Source organism: Streptomyces sp. NPDC029138 (assembly GCF_055564375.1).
Genome location: NZ_JBVHWM010000003.1, coordinates 171,832 through 190,432, shown reverse-complemented (window position 1 = coordinate 190,432; position 18,601 = coordinate 171,832). Strand labels below are relative to the sequence as shown.

The 18,601-nt window shown below is 72.7% G+C and carries 16 protein-coding genes; 7 read left to right on the top strand and 9 right to left on the bottom strand.

Translation table 11 applies throughout. The features are described 5' to 3' along the window. Nucleotides 1-167 precede the first annotated feature (167 nt). The 4 genes from ACZ4WH_RS04870 to ACZ4WH_RS04855 all read right to left on the bottom strand — a co-directional run bounded on the left by ACZ4WH_RS04870 (nucleotide 168) and on the right by ACZ4WH_RS04855 (nucleotide 4,352). On the bottom strand, nucleotides 168-2,201 hold the full coding sequence (locus ACZ4WH_RS04870; RefSeq protein WP_468176636.1) for an ATP-binding SpoIIE family protein phosphatase: 2,034 nt from the start codon (nucleotides 2,199-2,201) through the stop codon (nucleotides 168-170). An 8-nt stretch (nucleotides 2,202-2,209) separates the two neighbouring features. Then, a complete protein-coding gene (locus ACZ4WH_RS04865) occupies nucleotides 2,210-2,482 on the bottom strand; it encodes a hypothetical protein (RefSeq protein ID WP_468176634.1) in 273 nt (90 codons plus the stop codon). Nucleotides 2,483-3,007: 525 nt separating this feature from the next. After that, nucleotides 3,008-3,253 carry an NAD(P)-binding domain-containing protein gene (locus ACZ4WH_RS04860; protein ID WP_468176934.1) on the bottom strand — a complete coding sequence of 82 codons (246 nt, stop codon included), beginning with the start codon at nucleotides 3,251-3,253 and terminating at the stop codon, nucleotides 3,008-3,010. Nucleotides 3,254-3,320: 67 nt separating this feature from the next. Beyond that, complete coding sequence (locus tag ACZ4WH_RS04855; protein WP_468176632.1) at nucleotides 3,321-4,352, bottom strand: LLM class flavin-dependent oxidoreductase; 1,032 nt, start codon at nucleotides 4,350-4,352, stop codon at nucleotides 3,321-3,323. A gap of 147 nt (nucleotides 4,353-4,499) precedes the next feature. On the opposite strand from ACZ4WH_RS04855, the gene ACZ4WH_RS04850 reads away from it, so the two are divergent. Together ACZ4WH_RS04850 and ACZ4WH_RS04845 are read left to right on the top strand one after the other, a co-directional pair. Further along, a complete protein-coding gene (locus tag ACZ4WH_RS04850; protein ID WP_468176932.1) occupies nucleotides 4,500-5,606 on the top strand; it encodes an LLM class flavin-dependent oxidoreductase in 1,107 nt (368 codons plus the stop codon). A gap of 56 nt (nucleotides 5,607-5,662) precedes the next feature. Continuing rightward, nucleotides 5,663-6,094: a tetratricopeptide repeat protein gene (locus tag ACZ4WH_RS04845; protein WP_468176630.1), complete on the top strand. Its 432-nt coding sequence runs from the start codon at nucleotides 5,663-5,665 to the stop codon at nucleotides 6,092-6,094. A 142-nt stretch (nucleotides 6,095-6,236) separates the two neighbouring features. Here ACZ4WH_RS04845 and ACZ4WH_RS04840 read toward each other — a convergent pair whose 3' ends face one another. Further along, nucleotides 6,237-7,109 (bottom strand): HAD family hydrolase, encoded by an 873-nt coding sequence (locus tag ACZ4WH_RS04840; RefSeq protein WP_468176628.1) that lies wholly within the window; start codon nucleotides 7,107-7,109, stop codon nucleotides 6,237-6,239. A 59-nt stretch (nucleotides 7,110-7,168) separates the two neighbouring features. Here ACZ4WH_RS04840 and ACZ4WH_RS04835 point away from each other — a divergent pair, with 59 nt between their 5' ends. After that, complete coding sequence (locus ACZ4WH_RS04835) at nucleotides 7,169-7,639, top strand: MarR family winged helix-turn-helix transcriptional regulator (RefSeq protein ID WP_468176626.1); 471 nt, start codon at nucleotides 7,169-7,171, stop codon at nucleotides 7,637-7,639. Between the two features lie 201 nt (nucleotides 7,640-7,840). Here ACZ4WH_RS04835 and ACZ4WH_RS04830 read toward each other — a convergent pair whose 3' ends face one another. Next, a complete protein-coding gene (locus tag ACZ4WH_RS04830) occupies nucleotides 7,841-9,229 on the bottom strand; it encodes an alkaline phosphatase PhoX (protein WP_468176624.1) in 1,389 nt (462 codons plus the stop codon). Nucleotides 9,230-9,486: 257 nt separating this feature from the next. Here ACZ4WH_RS04830 and ACZ4WH_RS04825 point away from each other — a divergent pair, with 257 nt between their 5' ends. Next, entirely contained in the window at nucleotides 9,487-11,814 is a 2,328-nt protein-coding gene (locus ACZ4WH_RS04825; protein WP_468176622.1) for an ATP-binding protein, read from the top strand. A 24-nt stretch (nucleotides 11,815-11,838) separates the two neighbouring features. Here the strand turns inward: ACZ4WH_RS04825 and ACZ4WH_RS04820 are convergent, their stop codons facing one another. From ACZ4WH_RS04820 to ACZ4WH_RS04810, 3 genes are all read right to left on the bottom strand, one after another. Next, on the bottom strand, nucleotides 11,839-12,822 hold the full coding sequence (locus ACZ4WH_RS04820) for an AraC-like ligand-binding domain-containing protein (protein WP_468176621.1): 984 nt from the start codon (nucleotides 12,820-12,822) through the stop codon (nucleotides 11,839-11,841). Between the two features lie 109 nt (nucleotides 12,823-12,931). After that, nucleotides 12,932-13,801, bottom strand: coding sequence for a LysR family transcriptional regulator (locus tag ACZ4WH_RS04815; protein ID WP_468176619.1), 870 nt, complete (start codon nucleotides 13,799-13,801; stop codon nucleotides 12,932-12,934). A 151-nt stretch (nucleotides 13,802-13,952) separates the two neighbouring features. Continuing rightward, a complete protein-coding gene (locus ACZ4WH_RS04810; RefSeq protein ID WP_468176617.1) occupies nucleotides 13,953-15,194 on the bottom strand; it encodes an MFS transporter in 1,242 nt (413 codons plus the stop codon). Between the two features lie 432 nt (nucleotides 15,195-15,626). Between ACZ4WH_RS04810 and ACZ4WH_RS04805 the strand changes: the two genes are divergently transcribed. From ACZ4WH_RS04805 to ACZ4WH_RS04795, 3 genes are all read left to right on the top strand, one after another. Continuing rightward, nucleotides 15,627-16,604 carry an alpha/beta hydrolase gene (locus ACZ4WH_RS04805; protein WP_468176615.1) on the top strand — a complete coding sequence of 326 codons (978 nt, stop codon included), beginning with the start codon at nucleotides 15,627-15,629 and terminating at the stop codon, nucleotides 16,602-16,604. A 340-nt stretch (nucleotides 16,605-16,944) separates the two neighbouring features. Further along, nucleotides 16,945-17,670 (top strand): alpha/beta fold hydrolase, encoded by a 726-nt coding sequence (locus tag ACZ4WH_RS04800; protein ID WP_468176613.1) that lies wholly within the window; start codon nucleotides 16,945-16,947, stop codon nucleotides 17,668-17,670. A 68-nt stretch (nucleotides 17,671-17,738) separates the two neighbouring features. Further along, nucleotides 17,739-18,590 (top strand): alpha/beta fold hydrolase, encoded by an 852-nt coding sequence (locus ACZ4WH_RS04795; RefSeq protein WP_468176611.1) that lies wholly within the window; start codon nucleotides 17,739-17,741, stop codon nucleotides 18,588-18,590. Nucleotides 18,591-18,601: the final 11 nt, after the last annotated feature.

Genomic DNA, 18,601 nt, shown 5'->3' with positions numbered 1-18,601 from the left:
GTCCGCTCCCTCCCCCGTCCGTTCCCCGTCCGCACCCGCACCGGGCGCGCTGTTCGGGTATTTCCCGCTGAAGCATGCCGTACGCCTGCCGGAACGCCCGGTTCACCGGACCGCCGGACCGGCCACGGCCCGGACCGGCCACGGCGGCTCGAAAGGGCCCCCGGCATTCAGCCGCCGTCGAGCTTCTGCTCGGACCAGATGGTCTTGCCCCGGCGTCCGAACCGGGTGCCCCAGTGGGTGGCGAGCTGGGCGACGAGCGCCAGGCCTCGGCCGCCCTCGTCGATGGCGCGGGCGTTGCGCAGATGCGGCGCGGTGCTGCTGCCGTCGGAGACCTCGCACAACAGGCTCCGGTCGCGGATCATGCGCAGCCGGATCGGCGGGCTGCCGTACCGGACGGCGTTGGTGACGAGTTCGCTGACGATCAGTTCGGTCGCGAAGGCCAGGTCCTCCAGGCCCCAGGCCGCCAGCTGGTGTTCGGCGAGCCGGCGTGCGGTGGCGACGACGGCCGCGTCCTTGGGCAGTGTCCACTCGGCGAGGCGGTCCTGTTCCAGGCCGCGGGTGCGGGCGAGCAGCAGGACGGCGTCGTCCTCGCCCTGGCCGGGCAGGAGGGCGTACACCGCGTCGTCGGCGAGCTGGTGCAGGGGGCGGTCGGGATGGCTCAGGAGGCGGAGCAGGGTCTGCCGGGCGCCCGGCACCGAGCGGACCAGACCGTTGGTGTACAGCGCCAGCAGGCTGCCGTCCGGCAGCTCCACGCGCAGCGCCTCGTACCCGCCGCCGCCGGTGCCGAGCAGCGGCCCGGCGGGCGGTTCGAAGACCATGGGCTCGCCGAGCGCGCCGACGGCCACCGGGGGCGCGTGCCCCGCGCTGGCGGCCGTACAGGTACGGGTCACCGGGTCGAACACGGCGTACAGGCAGGACGCCGTGACCGGCCCGCCCGTGTCCCGCGTCAACGAGACGGTGGTCTCGTCGAGGCAGGAGAGCAGTTCCTCCGGCGCCAGGTCCCGCACCGCCAGCGTCGTCAGTGCGGTGCGCAACTGTCCCATGGTGGCCGCCACTTCGACGCCGCTGCCGGTGACATCGCCGACGGTCAGGGCCACCCGGCTGCCGGAGAGGGGGATGACGTCGTACCAGTCCCCGCCGCCGCCCTGGGTGCCGGGCAGGTGGAGGGCGGCGGTGTCGACCGTGGCCAGCTCCGGTGGGATGCGGGGCAGCAGGTGGCGTTGCAGGGCGGTCGCGATGGTGCGCTCACGGACATAGCTGCGGGCGTTGTCGATGCTGAGCGCCGTACGCTGGGCCAGCTGCTCGGCCAGGGAGAGATCGTCCTCGTCGTACGGCCGAGGGTCACGGTGCCGGTAGAAGCAGGCGACCCCGAGGACGGTGCCGCGCACCACCAGCGGGGTGATGAGGAGCGAGTGCACACCCGCGTCGGTCAGCCGCCGGGCCCGCTCGGGATCGGTGACCAGCCACGGCTCGTCCGGCGTCAGGTGGGTGACGAGCCGGGGCGAGGCGTCCTGGAGGCTCCGGGTGAAGGGAGTGGGGAAGGGGAAGGTCGTCAGCTCGCCCGAGGGGATCTGCGCCGTACGGTCGTGCACCGAGCGGAAGGCCACCCGGCGCAGGGGCACGTCGGCGTCCACCGGTCCTCCGGACAGCGCGGCGCCGCGCACCGCCTCGTCCAGCACGTCCACCGACACCGCGTCCGCGAACCGGCCCACCACCACCTCGGCCAGCGCGTCCGCCGTCTCCCGCACGTCCAGGCTCGTGCCGATGGCGTGATGGGCGTCGTGCAGGATGTCCAGCCGGTCCACCGTGTGCTGCCGCGCGGAGACGTCCTCCACGACGGCGACGCCCAGGACGTGTCCGCCGCCGGGACGGACCCGGAAGGCCGACACCGAGATCACCATCTCCTGGTCCGGGTCACCCGGAGGCCGGCCGCGGATCAGACGGCCCCGGACCCGCGCCTCTCCCGTGAGCACCTGACGGGCGAGCGAGAGGAGTTCGGGATCGTGGAAGCCCTCCGCGACCTCGTCGATCCGCCGCCCGAGCACCGCGTCGCTGGGCAGCCCGCGCACTGCGCGCCCCGCGGTGTTGTAGCGCACGATCCGCAGCTGCTCGTCGAAGACGTACAGGCCCATGGGCGCCTGGGTGAACAGCGCCTCCAGCACGGTGGCGGACAGGTCCCCGCTGTCGTCCCGGGACGCCATCGCCGGGCCTAGCCCCGCACGCCGGCGGCGGCGCCCGGGGCTCCTGGGGCTTCGGGGGCTTCCACGGTCAGGATCACGGCAGCCAGTTCGCTCGCACCCCACGCGAGCGTGCCTCGCGCACCGTGGCCACCGCGCTCGTGATCGCCGAGAGCGGCGAAGACGTGCGGCGAGTCGGAACCAGGAGAGCGGAGCCGGTCGGGAACACCCTCCGGGGAGACCAACGCGCAGGTCTGCGGGTCTGCGGTGAGACCGTGATCGGCGATGGGCGGATAGCGGCGCATCACTGGCCCCTTCGGCGTGGACACCGGGCTCTCTCTTGAGACCCTGGCGGGTGGGTGGCACGGCAGCCATCGGGGTGAGCCGAGCGGGTGAAGGGTGCGGGCCCGAGGGCCCCAGGGGCGGGGTACGTGAGCGATTCCGACCGGTGGTCGGGCCGCGTGAGCGGCCGGTGCCGAGGCCGCGGCCCGTGCGCCGCTCACGGCCCGGCCGCGCTCCGACTCCGGGGAGCGGGCGAGCATCTCGCGCAGCTCACCGGCACCGACGTCGGCGCCGAACGGCTCGGTGTCCGGTTCGAGCCGTACCCCCTCGGCGAGCGGTCCCGCCAGGGCCGGGTCGAAGCCGAACGCGTCGACCAGACCCGCGACGACGGCGAGGGCGTCCGGTTCGTCACCGGCGATCGCGATCGCCTTGCGCCCCGGCGTTCCCAGGGCGGGGCCCGTACTCCAGGTCGTGGTACCCCCTGTGGTTGAACGCCTTGACCACCCGCGGTCCGGGCAGATACGCCCGCACGATCTCGCTGGAGGAGGTCAGCGGGTCGTGGCCTGAAACGCCGACGCGACGGGAACGCCGCGGTACTTGCCGAGCGGGACCGCGAGGATGACGACGTCGGCCTCCGCAGCGGCCTCGGCGGCGGTGACCGGGACGGCGCCGGGAGTGAGGACGTCGACGGTGAGGGCGATCCTGGCGGGGTCACCCGCCCCGGCGATGAGCACGCGACGGCCGGCCGCCAGGGCCGGACGCGCCGGCACGGTGCCGACCTTCCCCGCTGCCAGGATGCCGACGGTGCGTACGGCGGTGCTGTGCGTCTCTTCTCCGTTCCTGCTGTCGGCGTTCCGGGTGTCAGCCCGCCAGGAGGTCGCGGACCATCGGGACGACCTTCGTGCCGTACAGTTCGACGGCCCGCAGGCGCGCGCTGATCGGCTGCGCGCCCGTGGTGTAGATCATGTCGAACCGGCCGACGCCGAGCGTCTTGATCGCGTGGGCCATCTTGCGGGCGACCGTCTCGGGCGAACCGATGTAGAGGGAGCCCCGCTCGATCTCGGCCGCGTACTCCTCCTTGCGGACCGGCGGCCAGCCCCGCAGCGCGCCGATGCGGTCACGGATGACCTTGTAGTGCGGCCAGTGCAGCTCCCGGGCCTGCTCGTCCGTGTCGGCGATGAAGCCCGGTGAGTGCATGCCGACCGGGTGAGCGGTCGTACCGAACTGGGCGGTGGCCCGCTCGTAGAGGTCGATGTACGGCGCGAAGCGCTGGGGGGCGCCGCCGATGATGGCGATCATGAGCGGGAAGCCGTAGCGCGCGGTGCGGATGACCGACTGGGGTGATCCGCCGACACCGACCCAGGTGCTCAGCCGGCCGGACTCGGTCTTGGGGAACACGTCGGCGTCGTCGAGCGGAGCCCGCTGGGTGCCGCTCCAGGTGACCGGCTTCTCCTCCAGCAGCTTGGCGAAGAGCTCGATCTTCTCCTCGAACAGCACGTCGTAGTCGGCGAGGTCGTAGCCGAAGAGGGGGAAGGACTCGGTGAACGAGCCGCGCCCGAGGATAACCTCGGCCCGGCCGTTCGACAGCGCGTCCACGGTCGAGAACCGCTGGAAGACGCGGACCGGATCGTCCGAGCTGAGCACGGTCACACCGGAGGACAGGCGGATACGGCTGGTGCGCGTGGCGATACCGGCGAGCACGGTCTCCGGGGTCGAGATCGCGTACTCCGGGCGGTGGTGCTCACCGAGAGCGATGACGTCGACACCGGTCTCCTCCGCGAGAACGGCCTCCTCCAGGACCTGCCGGATGGCGCGGGCGTCGGAGACCGGAGCGCCGGAGTCGTCCTCCGGTACGTCGCCGAACGTGTCCAGACCGAAGACGAGGTCAGACATGGGGGCTCTCCTTCGCGCGCTGTTGCTTCACGCGACAACCTTTACTTGTCCTCATTGATGTGTCAACTAACTCGCGGAATACGCGCGGGCGCGACCGTGTTGCACGGGGATAGTTGATACATCCACTTCGTGGAAGGCTTGAGGACGATGCAGTTCGGCATCTTCACCGTCGGTGATGTGACCACCGACCCGACCACGGGCCGTGCGCCGACCGAGCACGAGCGGATCAAGGCGATGGTCACCCTCGCGCAGAAGGCGGAAGAAGCCGGGCTGGACGTCTTCGCGACCGGTGAGCACCACAACCCGCCGTTCGTGCCGTCGTCCCCGACCACGCTGCTGGGCTGGATCGCCGCGCGCACCGAGCGGATCGTCCTGTCGACGTCGACCACGTTGATCACCACCAACGACCCGGTGAAGATCGCCGAGGACTACGCGATGCTCCAGCACCTGGCCGACGGCCGGGTGGACCTGATGATGGGCCGTGGCAACACCGGGCCGGTCTATCCGTGGTTCGGCAAGGACATCCGCGACGGCATCGGCCTCGCCATCGAGAACTACGCGCTGCTGCACCGCCTGTGGCGCGAGGACGTCGTGGACTGGGAGGGCAGGTTCCGCACCCCGTTGCAGGGCTTCACCTCCACCCCGCGCCCGCTCGACGGAATCCCGCCGTTCGTCTGGCACGGCTCCATCCGCTCGCCGGAGATCGCGGAACAGGCCGCGTACTACGGCGACGGCTTCTTCCACAACAACATCTTCTGGCCCAAGGAGCACACCAAGAAGCTGATCGACCTGTACCGGCAGCGGTACGCGCACTACGGCCACGGCACCCCCGAGCAGGCCGTCGTCGGGCTCGGCGGCCATGTCTACATGCGGCCCGCCTCCCAGGACGCCGTCCGGGAGTTCCGCCCGTTCTTCGACCACTCACCGGTGATGGGAGGCGGGATCTCGATGGAGGAGTACATGGAGCAGACCCCGCTGACCGTCGGCACCCCCGATCAGGTCATCGAGAAGACGCTCGCCTTCCGTGAGCACTTCGGGGACTACCAGCGTCAGCTGTTCATGGTGGACGGCGGCGGAATACCCCTGAAGACCGCGCTGGAGCAGATCGACATGCTCGGTACGGACGTCGTACCGGTGCTCCGGAAGGAGTTCGCGAAGAACCGGCCGGCCGATGTGCCCGACGCGCCCACCCACGCGTCCCTGCGCGCGGCCCGCGACGCGGAACGCCCGCACCCCACCGAATCGGCGGCCTGACGCCCAGGCGCCCGGCAGGCACCCGGCAGGCATACGGCAGAGGAGAACGAGGAACGATGACCGACAACTTCATCGGGCACACGGCGAACGACGGCGTGGCGCCCGACCGGTGGGCGAGCGCCCTGCACCTCTTCGACGACGGTGCCGGCGTACCGCACGAGGAGACCACCACGGAGCGCTGGGAGCGTGCGCAGCTGCTCTTCGAGGCCAAGGACTACATCGGTGCCGCGCGGCTGCTCGCCCCCGTCGTGGAGGAGGCCCCGGAACAGACCGGTCCCCGGCTGCTGCTGGCCCGCGCCTATTACCACTCCGCTCAACTGCGGCGCGCCGAGGAGCAGTTGCGTGCGATCATCGAGCGCGATCCGGTGGAGCACTACGCCCACCTGATGCTGGGCCGCACCCTGCAACGTCAGGGCCGGCAGGACGAGGCCGAGCCCTTGCTGCGCATGGCCGCCGTGTGGTCGGGCGAGTTCCCGGAGGACGACTGAGCGGCGCGGCCGGGAGGCACGTGGGCTCCGTCCGGGGTGTCCAGGGTGCGGGCCCTGGACACCCCGGCGGCTTGAGGGGCGGGTCTTGGGGGGCAGGCCTTGAGGGGCGGGTCGCGAGGGTCGGGTCCTGAGGGTGGGGCGGTCAGAGGCGATCGGCGTGTGACGGTGTCGGCGACCGGTGTGTGAGGGCGTCGACGAACGCCTCCAGTACCTGAGCCACACCGTCCTCGTCGTTGGAGGGCGCCCGGTGCCGCGCGGCCGCCAGGACGTCCGGGTGGGCGTTGGCCATGGCGTAGGAGTCCCCCACGGCGCCGAGCATGGGCAGGTCGTTGGGCATGTCGCCGAAGGCGGCGATCTCGTGGCTGCCGATGCCGAGCCGGCCGCTCCAGGTGATGAGGGTGGTGGCCTTCGTGACGCCGGGCGCGCTGAACTCGACCAGCGACAGCCCGGTGGAGTGCGTGGTCTCGGCGTCCGGCCCGGCGGCACGCCGGGCCTGTTCGTAGAAGGCGTCGAGCGCGAGTGCCGGATGGTGGGCCAGGATTTTCAGCGCGGGTCTGCCGGAGGTGAGGGCGAGGATCTCCTCGGCCGCCCCGATCAGTTCGACGGCCTTGTCCCCGAACGACCAGGCCGGGTACGTCGGTTCATGCCCGAAGGCCCCGTCGAACTCGACCGCGAACGAGACACCCGGGATCGCGGCGCGTACGTGGTCCAGGAGCCGCCGGGCCGCGGCGGCCCGGAGGGGGAAGGTGTGAGCGACGGTCCCGTCCGGTGAGTGAACCGCGGCGCCGTTCGCGGCGATGACGGCGTGAGGCCCGACGCGCTCCAGCAGGTCCGGCACGCTCCGTGGCGGACGGCCCGTGACGAGCACGACCCGTATTCCGGCCCCCTCGGCCGACGCCAGCGCCGCTCGCGTGCGCCGCGACAGCGTGCCGTCGCTTCGGAAGAGTGTGCCGTCCAGGTCTGTCGCCACCAGCTTCGGCGGTGTGACGAGCGGTGGGGCGGGCGTGGCTGCCATGGGCGCCGCTACCTCCTGCAATCTTCGGTGAAATATCAACTAGGCTTACACTCTCTCTCATGGACGAGGCGGTGCGTTGGCTGACGCCGGAGGAACAGCAGGCGTGGCGGAACTTCATCCGCCTGCATGACAAGCTCCGGGGTCGGTTGTCGCGCTCGTTGCAGGCGGAGTCGAATGTGTCGGCCACGGACTTCGCCGTGCTGGTCGAGCTGACGGACGTACCGGACGGTCGGCGCAGGTTCCAGGAGCTGGCCCGGGCGCTGGAGTGGGAGAAGAGCCGGATGTCCCACCACATCGCCCGCATGGTGAAGCGCGGACTGGTGGTCCGCCAGGAGTGTCCCGAGGACGGCCGCGGCGCCTTCGTGGTGATCACGGAGGAGGGGCGCGCGATGATCGAGGCCGCCGCGCCGCGCCACGTGGAGGCGGTGCGCGAGCTGTTCCTCGACCATGTGACGCCGGCGGAGCTGCGCACGCTGGCCCAGATCTCCGAGCGCGTGGTGGAGAAGCTGGAGGACGAGAACCCGTCCTGAGGGCGCTTTCCCGGTCCTGATCGGATGAACCTGGCCGAAGAGCGCGCTGATGAAGCTGACGCATCAACCTTTCCGGGCCCGGCCCGGCCTGGTCGCCGGGCGGCACACGTGCCGGCACGGATGTGCCGTGGGGCGGACCTCCGAACGGTTCACCCCACGGCACCTCGGCGTACGGCGGCCGGCGTCAACGACAGCAGGGAACTAGCCGCGCCACGGGCCGGTCACCGCGAAAGTGGTGCCGGGCGTGTAGCAGTTGACGTACATCGTGTCGCCGTCGGGGGAGAAGGTGACCCCCGCGAACTCGCCCCACTCCGGCTCCTGCGCCGTACCGCCCGCCGCGGTGGCTGACGCGAGGGCCTGGCGGCCCCGGGCCATCGGGTACACCTCGCCCTTGCGGGTCACGCCGAAGACGTGCTGGGCGCCGTTGCCGTCCTCGCACACCATCAGGCCGCCGCCGGGGGCGAGGCAGATGTTGTCCGGGGACTCGCCGGGCAGCTGCACATCGGTGTCCGGGCCGAACACGACGACCAGGGTCAGCCGGCGCCGCGCCGGGTCGTAGCGCCAGATCTGGCCGTAGTGGTCGGCCGCGGAGCCGTCCGCGCCGCGGGCGAAGGACGACACGAAGTACACGCAGCTGCCGCCCCAGTAGCAGCCCTCCAGCTTCTGCGCGTGGGTGATGCCGCCGGGGCCGTAGTCCTGCAACCGGGTGGGAGTGGAGGTCGCCAGCGGGTCGGGTACGTCCACCCACTCGACGCCGTCGAAGCGCGTTCCCGGCTCCTGGACGGGGGACAGGTCCGGCACGCCCGGCACCCGCATCGCCTGGAGCCGGCCGCCCGCGCGCAGCGAACCGACGCCGCCGAGCGGCTGGTGCGGCAGGAAGCGGTAGAACAGGCCGAACGGCTTCTGGAAGGCGTCCTCGGTCTCGTAGACGACGCCGGACCGCGGGTCGATCGCGACCGCCTCGTGCTGGAAGCGGCCCATCGCGGTCAGCGGGACCGCGCCGGTGCGGTGCGGGTCGGTGGGGTGGACCTCGAAGATGAAACCGTGGTCCTTGGTGTAGCCGTTGGTGCCCGCCTTGTCCTCGGTCTCCTCACAGGTCAGCCAGGTGTCCCAGGGGGTGCGGCCGCCCGCGCAGTTGACGGCCGTACCGGCGATGGCGACCCGTTCGGACAGCACGCGCTGGTGCGCGTCGAGCGTCAGCGCCGTACAGCCGCCCTTGCCGGCCGGATCGTAGGTGAGGCCGCTGACGGTCGGGACCGGGATCGGCGCGGTGACGCGGTTCTCGTGGTTGCGGACGAGGTGGGTACGGCCTCCTCTGCCGGCGAAGGCGGCCATGCCGTCGTGGTTGGAGGGGACTCTGCCCTCTCCGGAGCGGAGCTGGTCGCCCTCGCGGGAGAGCACGGTGTAGCGGAAACCTTTCGGCAGGTCGAGCAGGCCGTTGGGGTCGGAGACGAGCGGACCGTAGCAGGCGTGGCCCAGGTTCTGTGCGGCGGCGGTGCCCGCGAAGAGCTCGGACAGGGCCCCGGTGAAGGCGATGCCCGCTCCCAGGGCGCTCGCTGTGGCCAGGACCTGACGGCGTGTTGCAGACATGCGGCAGAAACCTTCCTGTTGGCGGACAGGAACTGTGATCCCGCTGTGTCTATCACCTGCCGCGGGCCGCGGGAACCACGCGTGTACCAGGTGTCACGTGTCGTGACGTACGTCAGGTGTCGTGACGCACGTCGGGTGTCCGACCGGCAGCGGTGACCGGGTCGAGGGCAGGAGGCCGATCAGCGCGGCGGCGGTGAACGACGGCCGAGCGCGCGCGGTATTACAATGTTCAAGCGTAGTCGGGGGAAAGGGCGGACATGTCCGCACAGGAGGTCGCATTCGGGCCGTTGCTGCGCGCACTGCGACGGGCGAAGTCGTTGACGATCGAGGCCCTGGCGGAGGCCTCCGGGGTCAGCGAGCGGGGCATCGGCGATCTGGAGCGCGGGCGGCGGGCCGCGCCGCAACGCCGGACGGTGGCCGCGCTCGCGGACGGCCTCGGCCTGGACGACGCCGACCGGGAGCGGCTGCTCGCCGCCGCCCGCGCCGGACGCACCCCCGGATACAGCCCCGTCGGCGTCCGCTCATTCCCGCGCGGCATCGAGGACTTCGTGGGCCGCGCGGACGAGCTGGCCCGCCTGGAGGCACTGGTCGAACCGCCCCGAGAGGACCGTGCCCACGCGGCGGGCGAACCGCCCCGAGAGGACCGCGCCGGCGGGGCGGGCGGCGGTGTCCCGGGCGACCAGCCCGTCGTGGTCGTCATCCACGGACCGCCCGGCACCGGAAAGACCACCCTGGCGCTGCGCGCCGCCCGCCGGCTCGCGGACCGCTTCCCGGACGGCCAGCTCGTGGTGGACCTCAGGGGGACCGACGACAGCCCACCCGCCCCCTCCGAGCTGATGGTCCGGGTGCTCAAGGCCCTCGGCGTGCCGGACCGCGACCTGGCCAAGGCGGGACCGCAGACCCACCCCGCCCTCTACCGGCAGGTCCTCGCCGACCGCCGCTGCCTGCTGGTGCTGGACAACGCCCGTGACGAGGCGCAGGTACGCCCGCTGCTGCCGGGCTCGGGCGGAACGCTCGTCCTGGTGACCAGCCGCCGCCTGCTCACCGGACTGGACGGCGTGCACCGGCTGCCCCTCGGCCGGCTCGAACCCGCCGAGTCGGCCGCCTTCCTGGCCTCCCTCGTCGGCGAGGACCGCGCGACCGCCGAGCCCGAGGCCCTGGAGGAGGTCGCCCGGCTCTGCGAGCACCTGCCACTGGCCCTCAGGGTCGCGGGCAACTGGCTGGCGACCCGCACGGGTTGGACCGTGCGCCGGCTCGCGGACCGGCTGGCGAACGAGGAACGGCGGCTGGACGCGCTGTCCGCCGGGGACGTACGCGTGGCGACCGCGTTCGACCTGTCCTACCGGCAGCTCACGCCCACGGCCGCACGCCTGTTCCGCCGCCTGTCCCTGGTCCCCGGCCCGGACGTCGGCGCCGCCTGCGCCGCCCGGCTCACCGGCCAGGACGTCCACGACACCGAGGACACCCTGGAGGAACTGGTCGAGGCCGGCCTGCTCGCCAGCGCCGAGGACCGCTACCGGCTCCACGACCTGCTGTGCCTGTACGGCCGCTGCCGCCTCGCCGCCGAGGACAGCGAGGCCGGCATCGAGCGGGCCCGCCGGTCGATGTTCCGCTGGCTGCTGGAGACGGCCGTCGTGGCCGGCCGGTGGTACGAACCCGGTCACGGACCCCCACCCGCCTCCTGGCGCGGCACGGTGGACCTCTCCAGCGCCGACCGGGCCCGCGAGTGGCTCCAGGCCGAAGCCGCCAACTGGCTGGCGGCCCTGCACGCCGCCGCGGCGGACGGCGACCACGCCACCGTCGTGGAAGTGGCCGAGTCCCTGCACTGGTTCTCCGACCAGTGGATCTTCTGGGGGCACTGGCCGGAGGTCTTCGGCACCGCCGCCCGCTCCGCCGAGGCGCTCGGCGGCCCACTGCTCGAAGCGACCCAGCTCAACTACCACGCCTGGGCGGTGATGATCTGCGAGGGCCGCCCCCGGGACAGCCTTCCCCACAGCGCCCGCGCGCTCGACGCGGCCAGGCGGGCCGGCGACGCCGGGCAGCAGGCGTGGGCGCACGGGTACGCCGCCTGGGCCCACCACCTGCTGGACGAGGACGGCCCGGCCGCCGAGCACAGCACCCGCGCCGTCGCTCTCTTCGAGGCCGCCGGCGATCTGCACGGGATGCTCCAGGCCCTGATCTCACGCGCCCTGGGGCTGAGGGGCGTCGGGCGCGTCGAGGAAGCGATCGAGGTCTACCGGCAGGTGCTGACCCGACTGGACGAGGACGGCGACCGCGTCGCACCGCACATCGCCGCCTTCACGCGGTCCAACGCACTCGCGGGCCTGGGGGCCTCCTACGGCCGCCTGGGGCGCTGGGGGGAAGCGCTGGAGTACCTGCGGACCTCGGTCGAGCTGTCCCGGACGGGCGGCAACATCGCCCTGGAGAGCCGCTATCTCCTCTCGCTCGGTGACGTTCTCCTCGAAGCCGGCCGTCCCGCCGAGGCCCGCGAGGCGTTCACGCGGTGCGTCGCCCTCGGCAGCGACGCGGACCCGCAACGGGTCGCCGCGGCCCGCTCCCGGCTCGCCCGCCTGGACAGCGACTGACACCGCCCTCGCCTGGCGTGGGCGTCAGGCGAGGGGCAGGCCTGTCGGCTGCTCGTCCTCGCCCCGCTCCAGGTGCAGGGTGCGCCACTCCCGGGGAGAGAGCCCGTAGGCGGCGCGGAACGCCCGGCTGAAGTGGGCGGGGTTGACGAACCCCCAGCGCCGCGCCACCGCCGAGACGGTCGGCGTCACGCGCCCGCGACGGGTGAGTTCACGCCCGCACGCCTCCAGCCGCCGCTGCTGGATGAGACGGCTGACGGTGACGCCCTCGCCCTCGAAGAGCCGGTGCAGATAGCGGACGGATATGTGGTGCGCCCGGGCGATGGATTCCGGTGAGAGTGAGGGATCGCCGAGCTTCCGGTCGATATGGGCGCGGACGCTCAGCATGAGATGGTCGCGGCCGTCGTCCGGGTCCCGTCCGGCCTGATCGGTGATCAGGGTGGCGAACAGGTCCACGACATGGCCGGCCAGCCGGTGCCCGACAGCCGGCGGGTAGGAGGGGGCCGCGTCGGCCAGCGTGGCGAGGAAGGGCCGCAGCACCGCGCCCAAGCCGTGCCCCGTGTCGATGGCGGTACCCGTGACCCGTCTGATGTCACCGTCCGCGACGCTCAGCACATGGCGCGGAATCTGGAAGACCTGGGTGGCGAACCGCTGCGGATAGGTGAAGGAGAACGGCCGTGTGGTGTCGTAGAACACCAGGTCGCCCTCGCCCATCTCGGCCCGCCGGCCGTCCTGGATGAAGGTGGCGGTGCCCGACACCTGGAGGCCGACCGCGACGAGGGCCTCCGGTGAACGCTCGATCAGGGCCGCCGTGCGGCTGACCCGCTTGGCGTCGGCCTCCATGTGCGAGACCCGCAGATATCCGAGGGAGTCGGTGGCGATCCTGCCGTCGAACCGCTTGCCGTCGCGGGGGGTGACGGCGACCGGTACCAGCGCCCTGCTCACCGCGTCGTTCCAGAACGCGACCTTCTCCTCGTCCGGCACCGCGTCGGTCGTCAGCACCAAGCTCAACTGGCTCTCCTCGGCATGGGTGGCACGGGCGCCGTGATGGTCGTGCCGCCCGCCACCAGCCAACCAGCAGGCACCCGGGGATCACCAGGAAGAACGCAGGCAGAAATGGTCAGGTGAAGTGCCGCCACAGTGCCGCGACCGCGGGTGACGCCTCACCCGGAGGGCGCACCAGCATGATCTTCCAGTGGGGTGCGTGGTGCCGGAACCCGTAGGGGGTCAGGTCGGGGAAGCGGTGCGCGATCGACCGGGGCAGGATGCAGATCCCCAGGTCGTTGCGGACCAGCTCGGCCGCCGCCACGATGTCGTTCACCTCGAACGTCGTGGTCCGGTCGACGCCCGCGGCCCGGAAGGCCCGGTCCACCGAGTGGCGGATCGCCCAGCCGGGGCTGAAGTCCACCAGCGGCAGCCGGGCGGCATCGGCGAGTTCCACCTCGCCCTGGGGCGTCGTGGCCCCCACGACCCGGCGTGGCGAGGCGACCAGCACCATCTCCTCCTGGGACAGCAGCCGGGTGGTCAGCCCGCGCTGCTGCTGGCGGTCCAGCGCCACCACGGCCAGGTCCACCGTGCCCTCGCGCAGCGCCTGCCGGATGTCGGCGACCGCCGCCTGCCGCAGCTGCACGCCGAGCCCCGGATGCTCCGCCCGCAGCGCGGCCAGGGCATGGTGGAGTCCGGCCCAGACCCCCTGCATCGTGCCCACCGTGATCCGGCCGCGCAGCTGCCCCCGCACCGCGTCGACCGCCTCCCGGGCGGCTTCCGCGGCCCGCAGGGCGGCGCGCGCCGCCGGCACGAACGCCTCGCCCGCCGGCGTCAGCGCGACGCGGTGGGTGGTGCGGTCGAAGAGGGGAGTGCCCAGCTCGCGTTCGAGGGTGCGGACCGTGCCCGACACCGCCGACTGGACCACGTGCAGCTGTCGCGCCGCCGCTGTGAAGCCGCCCGCGTCGGCCACCGCGACGACGACCTCCATCTGCCGCAGATCCATCGTGTGCTCCTTCGGGCGGGTGCGGGGGGTGCGGGGGTGCGGGGTGCTTGGTCCGGGGCGGGGCCCGTGCCGCATCGTAGGGTGCGCCCGACGGCGGGACGGCCGCGTCAGGCACCTACGAACGGAATGTCGACCGGGCCGTTCGGCGCCCTCAGTCGAGGGTTTCCCCGTCCGGGGTCGGCTGCGCCGCCCGGGGCCGCTCGAAGGCCCAGTAGGCGAGCGCGGCCAGCGGGAGCGCGGCTCCGAGGACGGTGAGTCCGGCCCAGCCGCCGGCGTGGTAGACCATGGCCCCGAGCTGGGAGCCGACCGCGCCGCCGACGAAGAACATGGCGATGAAGGCGCTGTTGAGACGGGCCCGGGCGCCGGGGTCGAGCGCGTAGACGGTGTGCTGCCCGAGGATGAGCGTCGCCTGTACGGCCATGTCGATCAGGATCGCGGCCAGGGCTATCAGGACGATGCTGTGGCCGCCCAGACCCGCGAGCACGAAGGCCAGCGCGGCGACCACGAACGCGGCACCGGTCATGGGCCGAGTGAGTCCTCGGTCGGCCCAGTGTCCGGCGAACGGGGCCACCGCCGCACCCGCCGCGCCCACGAGCGCGAAGACGCCGACGCCGACCGGTGAGTAGTGGAAGCGTGGACCGGTCAGGACGAAGGAGACCGTGGTCCAGAACGCGCTGAACGCACCGAACATCGCCGCCTGGTACAGCCCGCGGCGCCGCAGCGGGGGATGGACGCGCACCAGGTGGACCGTGGAACGCAGCACGTGGTGGTACGGGACGGAGGTGGTGGGGGCGTGGTCGGGGAGGGCGGCGCGCAGCGCCACCGTGAGCACGGCCATCAGGACGGCGGAGCCGAGGAAGACCACCCGCCAGCCGGCGACGTCGGAGACCAGGCTGCTGAGGGTCCGGGAGAGCAGGATGCCGGTGAGGAGACCGCTCATGACCCGGCCGACGACCCGGCCCCTGGCGTGGTCCGGCGCGAGGCTCGCGGCGAAGGGCACCAGGATCTGGGCCACCACCGAGGTGGCACCGCTGATCAGCGCGGCGATCAGCAGCACGGGGAAGTTCGGGGCCAGTCCCGCCACCACGAGTGCGGCCGTCGTGACCATCAGCAGGACGGTGATCAGATTGCGCTTCTCCAGCCGGTCGCCGAGCGGGACCAGGAAGACCATGCCGAGGACGTAGCCGATCTGGGTCAGAGTGATCAGCGTGCCGGCGGTGGCCGCGCTGATCCCGAACACGTCGCTCAACGACGACAGCAGCGGCTGCGCGTAGTAGAGGTTGGCGACCGTCATCCCGGACGCGACGGCCAGGAGCGCGACCAGCCCGCCCGGCACGCCGTGCCCATCCTGCGCGGAGCCGGTCCCACGCCGGAGATCACGTGGTGTGGACATGTGCACCTTCTTTCGTCACGCAGCCACAACGCCCCCGCCGTCGGCCGCCTTCCTCATCTGGCGCGATCGTTCGGGATGTCAGTCATCTCGCTCGGAGATGACCGCGCGAGGGTCGGGCGCCGACGTCACCCACTTCGGCCGCGGTTTCCGCGCGGCCCACCGCATGTCACTTCGCGAGTGGCGCAGCCGTACCGGGCCGACCGGGGAGGCCGTGAGCGGGGACGGCTGACCGGCCGAAACTGTGCACGCAGCGGCAAGTGTCCGAACCGCGGCGCGGCCCGCGTGCCGGTCGACGCGCCCTAGGCTGGGTAGCCGTGTCGGTGGAGCCGCCTCCGGCGCCGCACGCCTGCCTGCCCGGCCGCGGGGGAGGGGCCGGCACCCTTTCCGACGGCCCGGTCCCGCGAACGGCCGGGCCCATGCGCAGGAGTTCTCTTGCCAGACGACGTTCCCGCCCCCGGGGCCGCGCCCGTCCTGGAGCGGCTGACACGCGCCTTCGTCGAGACGTACACACTGCCCGCGTCCTCGGACCCGGACGCGGCCGGCGCCAAGGCGCGGATGGCGTCCCTGTGGACCGGTGACGGAGGGGACGAGCCGGACATCGAGGAGGAGTGGCTGGCCCTGCCGGGCAGCGACGGCCACCGCGTCCGAGTGCGCATCCTCCGCCCCGCCGGCAGCGACGAGGCCCTGCCGGTCGTGCTCTACCTGCACGGACTGGGCTGGATGCTGACCGACGCGTACGCGCACCGGCACCTGGTGACGGACCTCGTCCTCGGAGCGGACGCCGCCGTGGTCATCCCGGAGTACGACGCGCCGGACGACAACCGCTATCCGGGCGCGGTCGAGCGGGCGTACACCGTGGCCCGGTGGATCGCCCGGCACGGCCCGTCGTGCCGGCTGGACGGGAGCAGGATGGCCGTCGTCGGAGCCAGCGCGGGCGCCCAGCACGCCGCCTCGCTCGCCCTCCTGGCGCGGCAGCGCGGCGGTCCCGCCTTCCGGCACCAGGTGCTGCTCTGCCCGGTGACCGACGCCGCGATGGACACCCCCTCCTACGACCAGTTCGCCGACGGCTACTTCCTGAGCCGCGCGGCCATGCGCGACTACTGGGAGCAGTACGCACCGGACCCACGGGTCCGGACGCACGACACCGTCTCCCCGCTGCGCGCACCCACCCGGTCTCTGCGGGGCCTGCCGCCGACGCTCGTCCTGACCGCGGAGGCGGACGTGCTCCGCGACGAGGGCGAGGCCTACGCCTCCCGCCTGAGGGAGGCGGACGTCCCGGTCGTGTCCATCCGCTACCACGGGACGATCCACGGATTCGTCCTGTTCGACGTGCTCCGCGGCACCGTCGCGTCCAGGGCGGCCCGCATCCAGGTGACGGACACCCTGCACACCGCCCTGCACACCGCCTGACCCGTCCGCCCCAGGGCCGCCGGGGCTCCACCACGCGTCCGACCCCCCGACCGCCTGGATGCCGCGATCCGACGGAACGACGCCGTCGGACGGGCCGGCGGCCGGTGAGCGCGCTCAGGCCACAGGTGGTGCGCACACAGTCAATCCGCCCTCTTGCGCCCGCCCTAAGGTCTCGGACGTACCGGAGGTTTCGCCCACGGCGTGGTGGCGCGCTCCGCGCACGAACCGGACCACTGACCCGTCCGGACGCCTCGCGGCCCCGGCACCCGCCCATGAGCCACCCATCCGCCCGACAGCCGGGCGCGGGCGGCACCCATCCCACCGACCAGGGAGTTTCCCCATGTCCCGTACCGACACACCCACCGTCGTCCTCGTCCACGGAGCCTTCGCGGACGCGTCCAGCTACGCCGAGGTCATTCCCCGGCTGATCGCCCGCGGCCTGGACGTCGTCGCCCCGGCCGTGCCCAACCGCAGCCTGATCGGGGACGCCGCCTACGTCGCCGCGATCGTCCGCCAGATCCCCGGCCCCGTCGTCCTGGTGGGCCACTCCTACGGCGGCGCCGTCATCACGGTCGCCGGGACCGAGGACAACGTCAGCGCGCTGGTCTACCTGGCCGGTTACGCCCTGGAGGAGGGCGAGAGCCTCGGCGAGCTACAGGGCCGCTTCCCCGACTCCGACCTGGCCGCCGCCCTCGTCTACACCCCGTTCCCGATCGAGGGTTCGGACCAGCCCGGAACCGACGTGTCGGTCCAGCCCGACAAGTTCCCGGCCATCTTCGCCGCCGACGTCGACCCCCGCCTCACCTCCGTCCTCGCCGTGTCCCAGCGCCCGCTGGCCGCCCAGGCGTTCAGCGAGCCGGCCCCGGCCGCGGCCTGGAAGACCAAGCCGTCCTGGGGACTGGTCTCCTCCGCCGACCACACCATCAACCCCGACGTGGAGCGCTACGGGTACCGGCGGGCCGGCATGACCACCGTCGAGGTGGACTCCTCCCACCTGGTCATGCTCGCCCACCCCGAGCACGTCGTCCGTCTGATCGAGGACGCCGTCCGGGCCACCTCCCGCTGACCACGGCCGGCAGCCGGCCGTCCGTCGCCCCGCGGCATCCACTGTCCACCCCTGACCGAGAGCGAACGATGAACCCACCGATCTCGCGCCGAACCGTGACCACGTCCCTCCTGGCCGGCGCCGCCGCCCTTGGAACGGCCGGAATCGCGCACGCCGCGCCGGCCGACGCCGGCCGTCCGGCCACCGGACACGGCCGCCCGGCCGACCCCACCATCGTCCTGATCCACGGTGCGTTCGCCGACGGCTCCAGTTGGCGCGCCGTCGTCCAGCGCCTGCTGCGGCAGGGCCACCGTGTGCTGGTGCCCGCCCTGCCCCTGCGCGGACTGGCGAGCGACGCCGCCTACATCCGCAGCGTCCTGGAGAGCGTCAGCGGACCGATCGTCCTGGTCGGACACTCCTACGGCGGCGCCGTCATCAGCCAGGCCGCTGCCGACCTCCCGCGCGTCAAGGCGCTGGTCTACATCGCCGCCTTCGTCCCCGAGACCGGGGAGAGCGCCCTCCAGCTCACCGACAAGTTCCCCGGCAGCACCCTGGGACAGGCGACCGTCAGCCAGCACTACCCGCTGCCCGACGGCGGCCAGGGCGAGGAACTGGTCATCAGGAAGGACCTCTTCCGCAACCAGTTCGCCGCCGGCGTCCCCGTGCCGACCGCCCAGGTCATGGCCGCTGGCCAGCGCCCGATCACCCTGGCCGCGCTCCAGGAGCCGGCCACCGCCGCCGCCTGGAAGAAGATCCCCAGCTGGTACCTGGTGGCCACCGAGGACCGCAACATCCCGCCGGCCGCCGAACGCTGGATGGCCGAGCGCGCCCGCGCCCACACCGTCACCGTCCGCGCCCCGCACGCGGTGTCCGTGAGCGACCCCGGCCCCGTCACCGACCTGATCCTGCGCGCGGTCCGGTCCGTCCGCTCCGGTCACTGACACGACTCCGT

What these genes read in the sequence shown, in the direction of transcription:
- ACZ4WH_RS04850 (WP_468176932.1), top strand. Translation starts at nt 4,500, where the DNA reads ATGCAGTTCGGCATCTTCACCGTCGGTGATGTGACCACCGACCCGACC.
- ACZ4WH_RS04870 (WP_468176636.1), bottom strand. Translation starts at nt 2,201, where the DNA reads ATGGCGTCCCGGGACGACAGCGGGGACCTGTCCGCCACCGTGCTGGAG.
- ACZ4WH_RS04825 (WP_468176622.1), top strand. Translation starts at nt 9,487, where the DNA reads ATGTCCGCACAGGAGGTCGCATTCGGGCCGTTGCTGCGCGCACTGCGA.
- ACZ4WH_RS04800 (WP_468176613.1), top strand. Translation starts at nt 16,945, where the DNA reads ATGTCCCGTACCGACACACCCACCGTCGTCCTCGTCCACGGAGCCTTC.
- ACZ4WH_RS04835 (WP_468176626.1), top strand. Translation starts at nt 7,169, where the DNA reads ATGGACGAGGCGGTGCGTTGGCTGACGCCGGAGGAACAGCAGGCGTGG.
- ACZ4WH_RS04840 (WP_468176628.1), bottom strand. Translation starts at nt 7,109, where the DNA reads ATGGCAGCCACGCCCGCCCCACCGCTCGTCACACCGCCGAAGCTGGTG.
- ACZ4WH_RS04830 (WP_468176624.1), bottom strand. Translation starts at nt 9,229, where the DNA reads ATGTCTGCAACACGCCGTCAGGTCCTGGCCACAGCGAGCGCCCTGGGA.
- ACZ4WH_RS04845 (WP_468176630.1), top strand. Translation starts at nt 5,663, where the DNA reads ATGACCGACAACTTCATCGGGCACACGGCGAACGACGGCGTGGCGCCC.
- ACZ4WH_RS04810 (WP_468176617.1), bottom strand. Translation starts at nt 15,194, where the DNA reads ATGTCCACACCACGTGATCTCCGGCGTGGGACCGGCTCCGCGCAGGAT.
- ACZ4WH_RS04815 (WP_468176619.1), bottom strand. Translation starts at nt 13,801, where the DNA reads ATGGATCTGCGGCAGATGGAGGTCGTCGTCGCGGTGGCCGACGCGGGC.
- ACZ4WH_RS04865 (WP_468176634.1), bottom strand. Translation starts at nt 2,482, where the DNA reads ATGCGCCGCTATCCGCCCATCGCCGATCACGGTCTCACCGCAGACCCG.
- ACZ4WH_RS04855 (WP_468176632.1), bottom strand. Translation starts at nt 4,352, where the DNA reads ATGTCTGACCTCGTCTTCGGTCTGGACACGTTCGGCGACGTACCGGAG.
- ACZ4WH_RS04795 (WP_468176611.1), top strand. Translation starts at nt 17,739, where the DNA reads ATGAACCCACCGATCTCGCGCCGAACCGTGACCACGTCCCTCCTGGCC.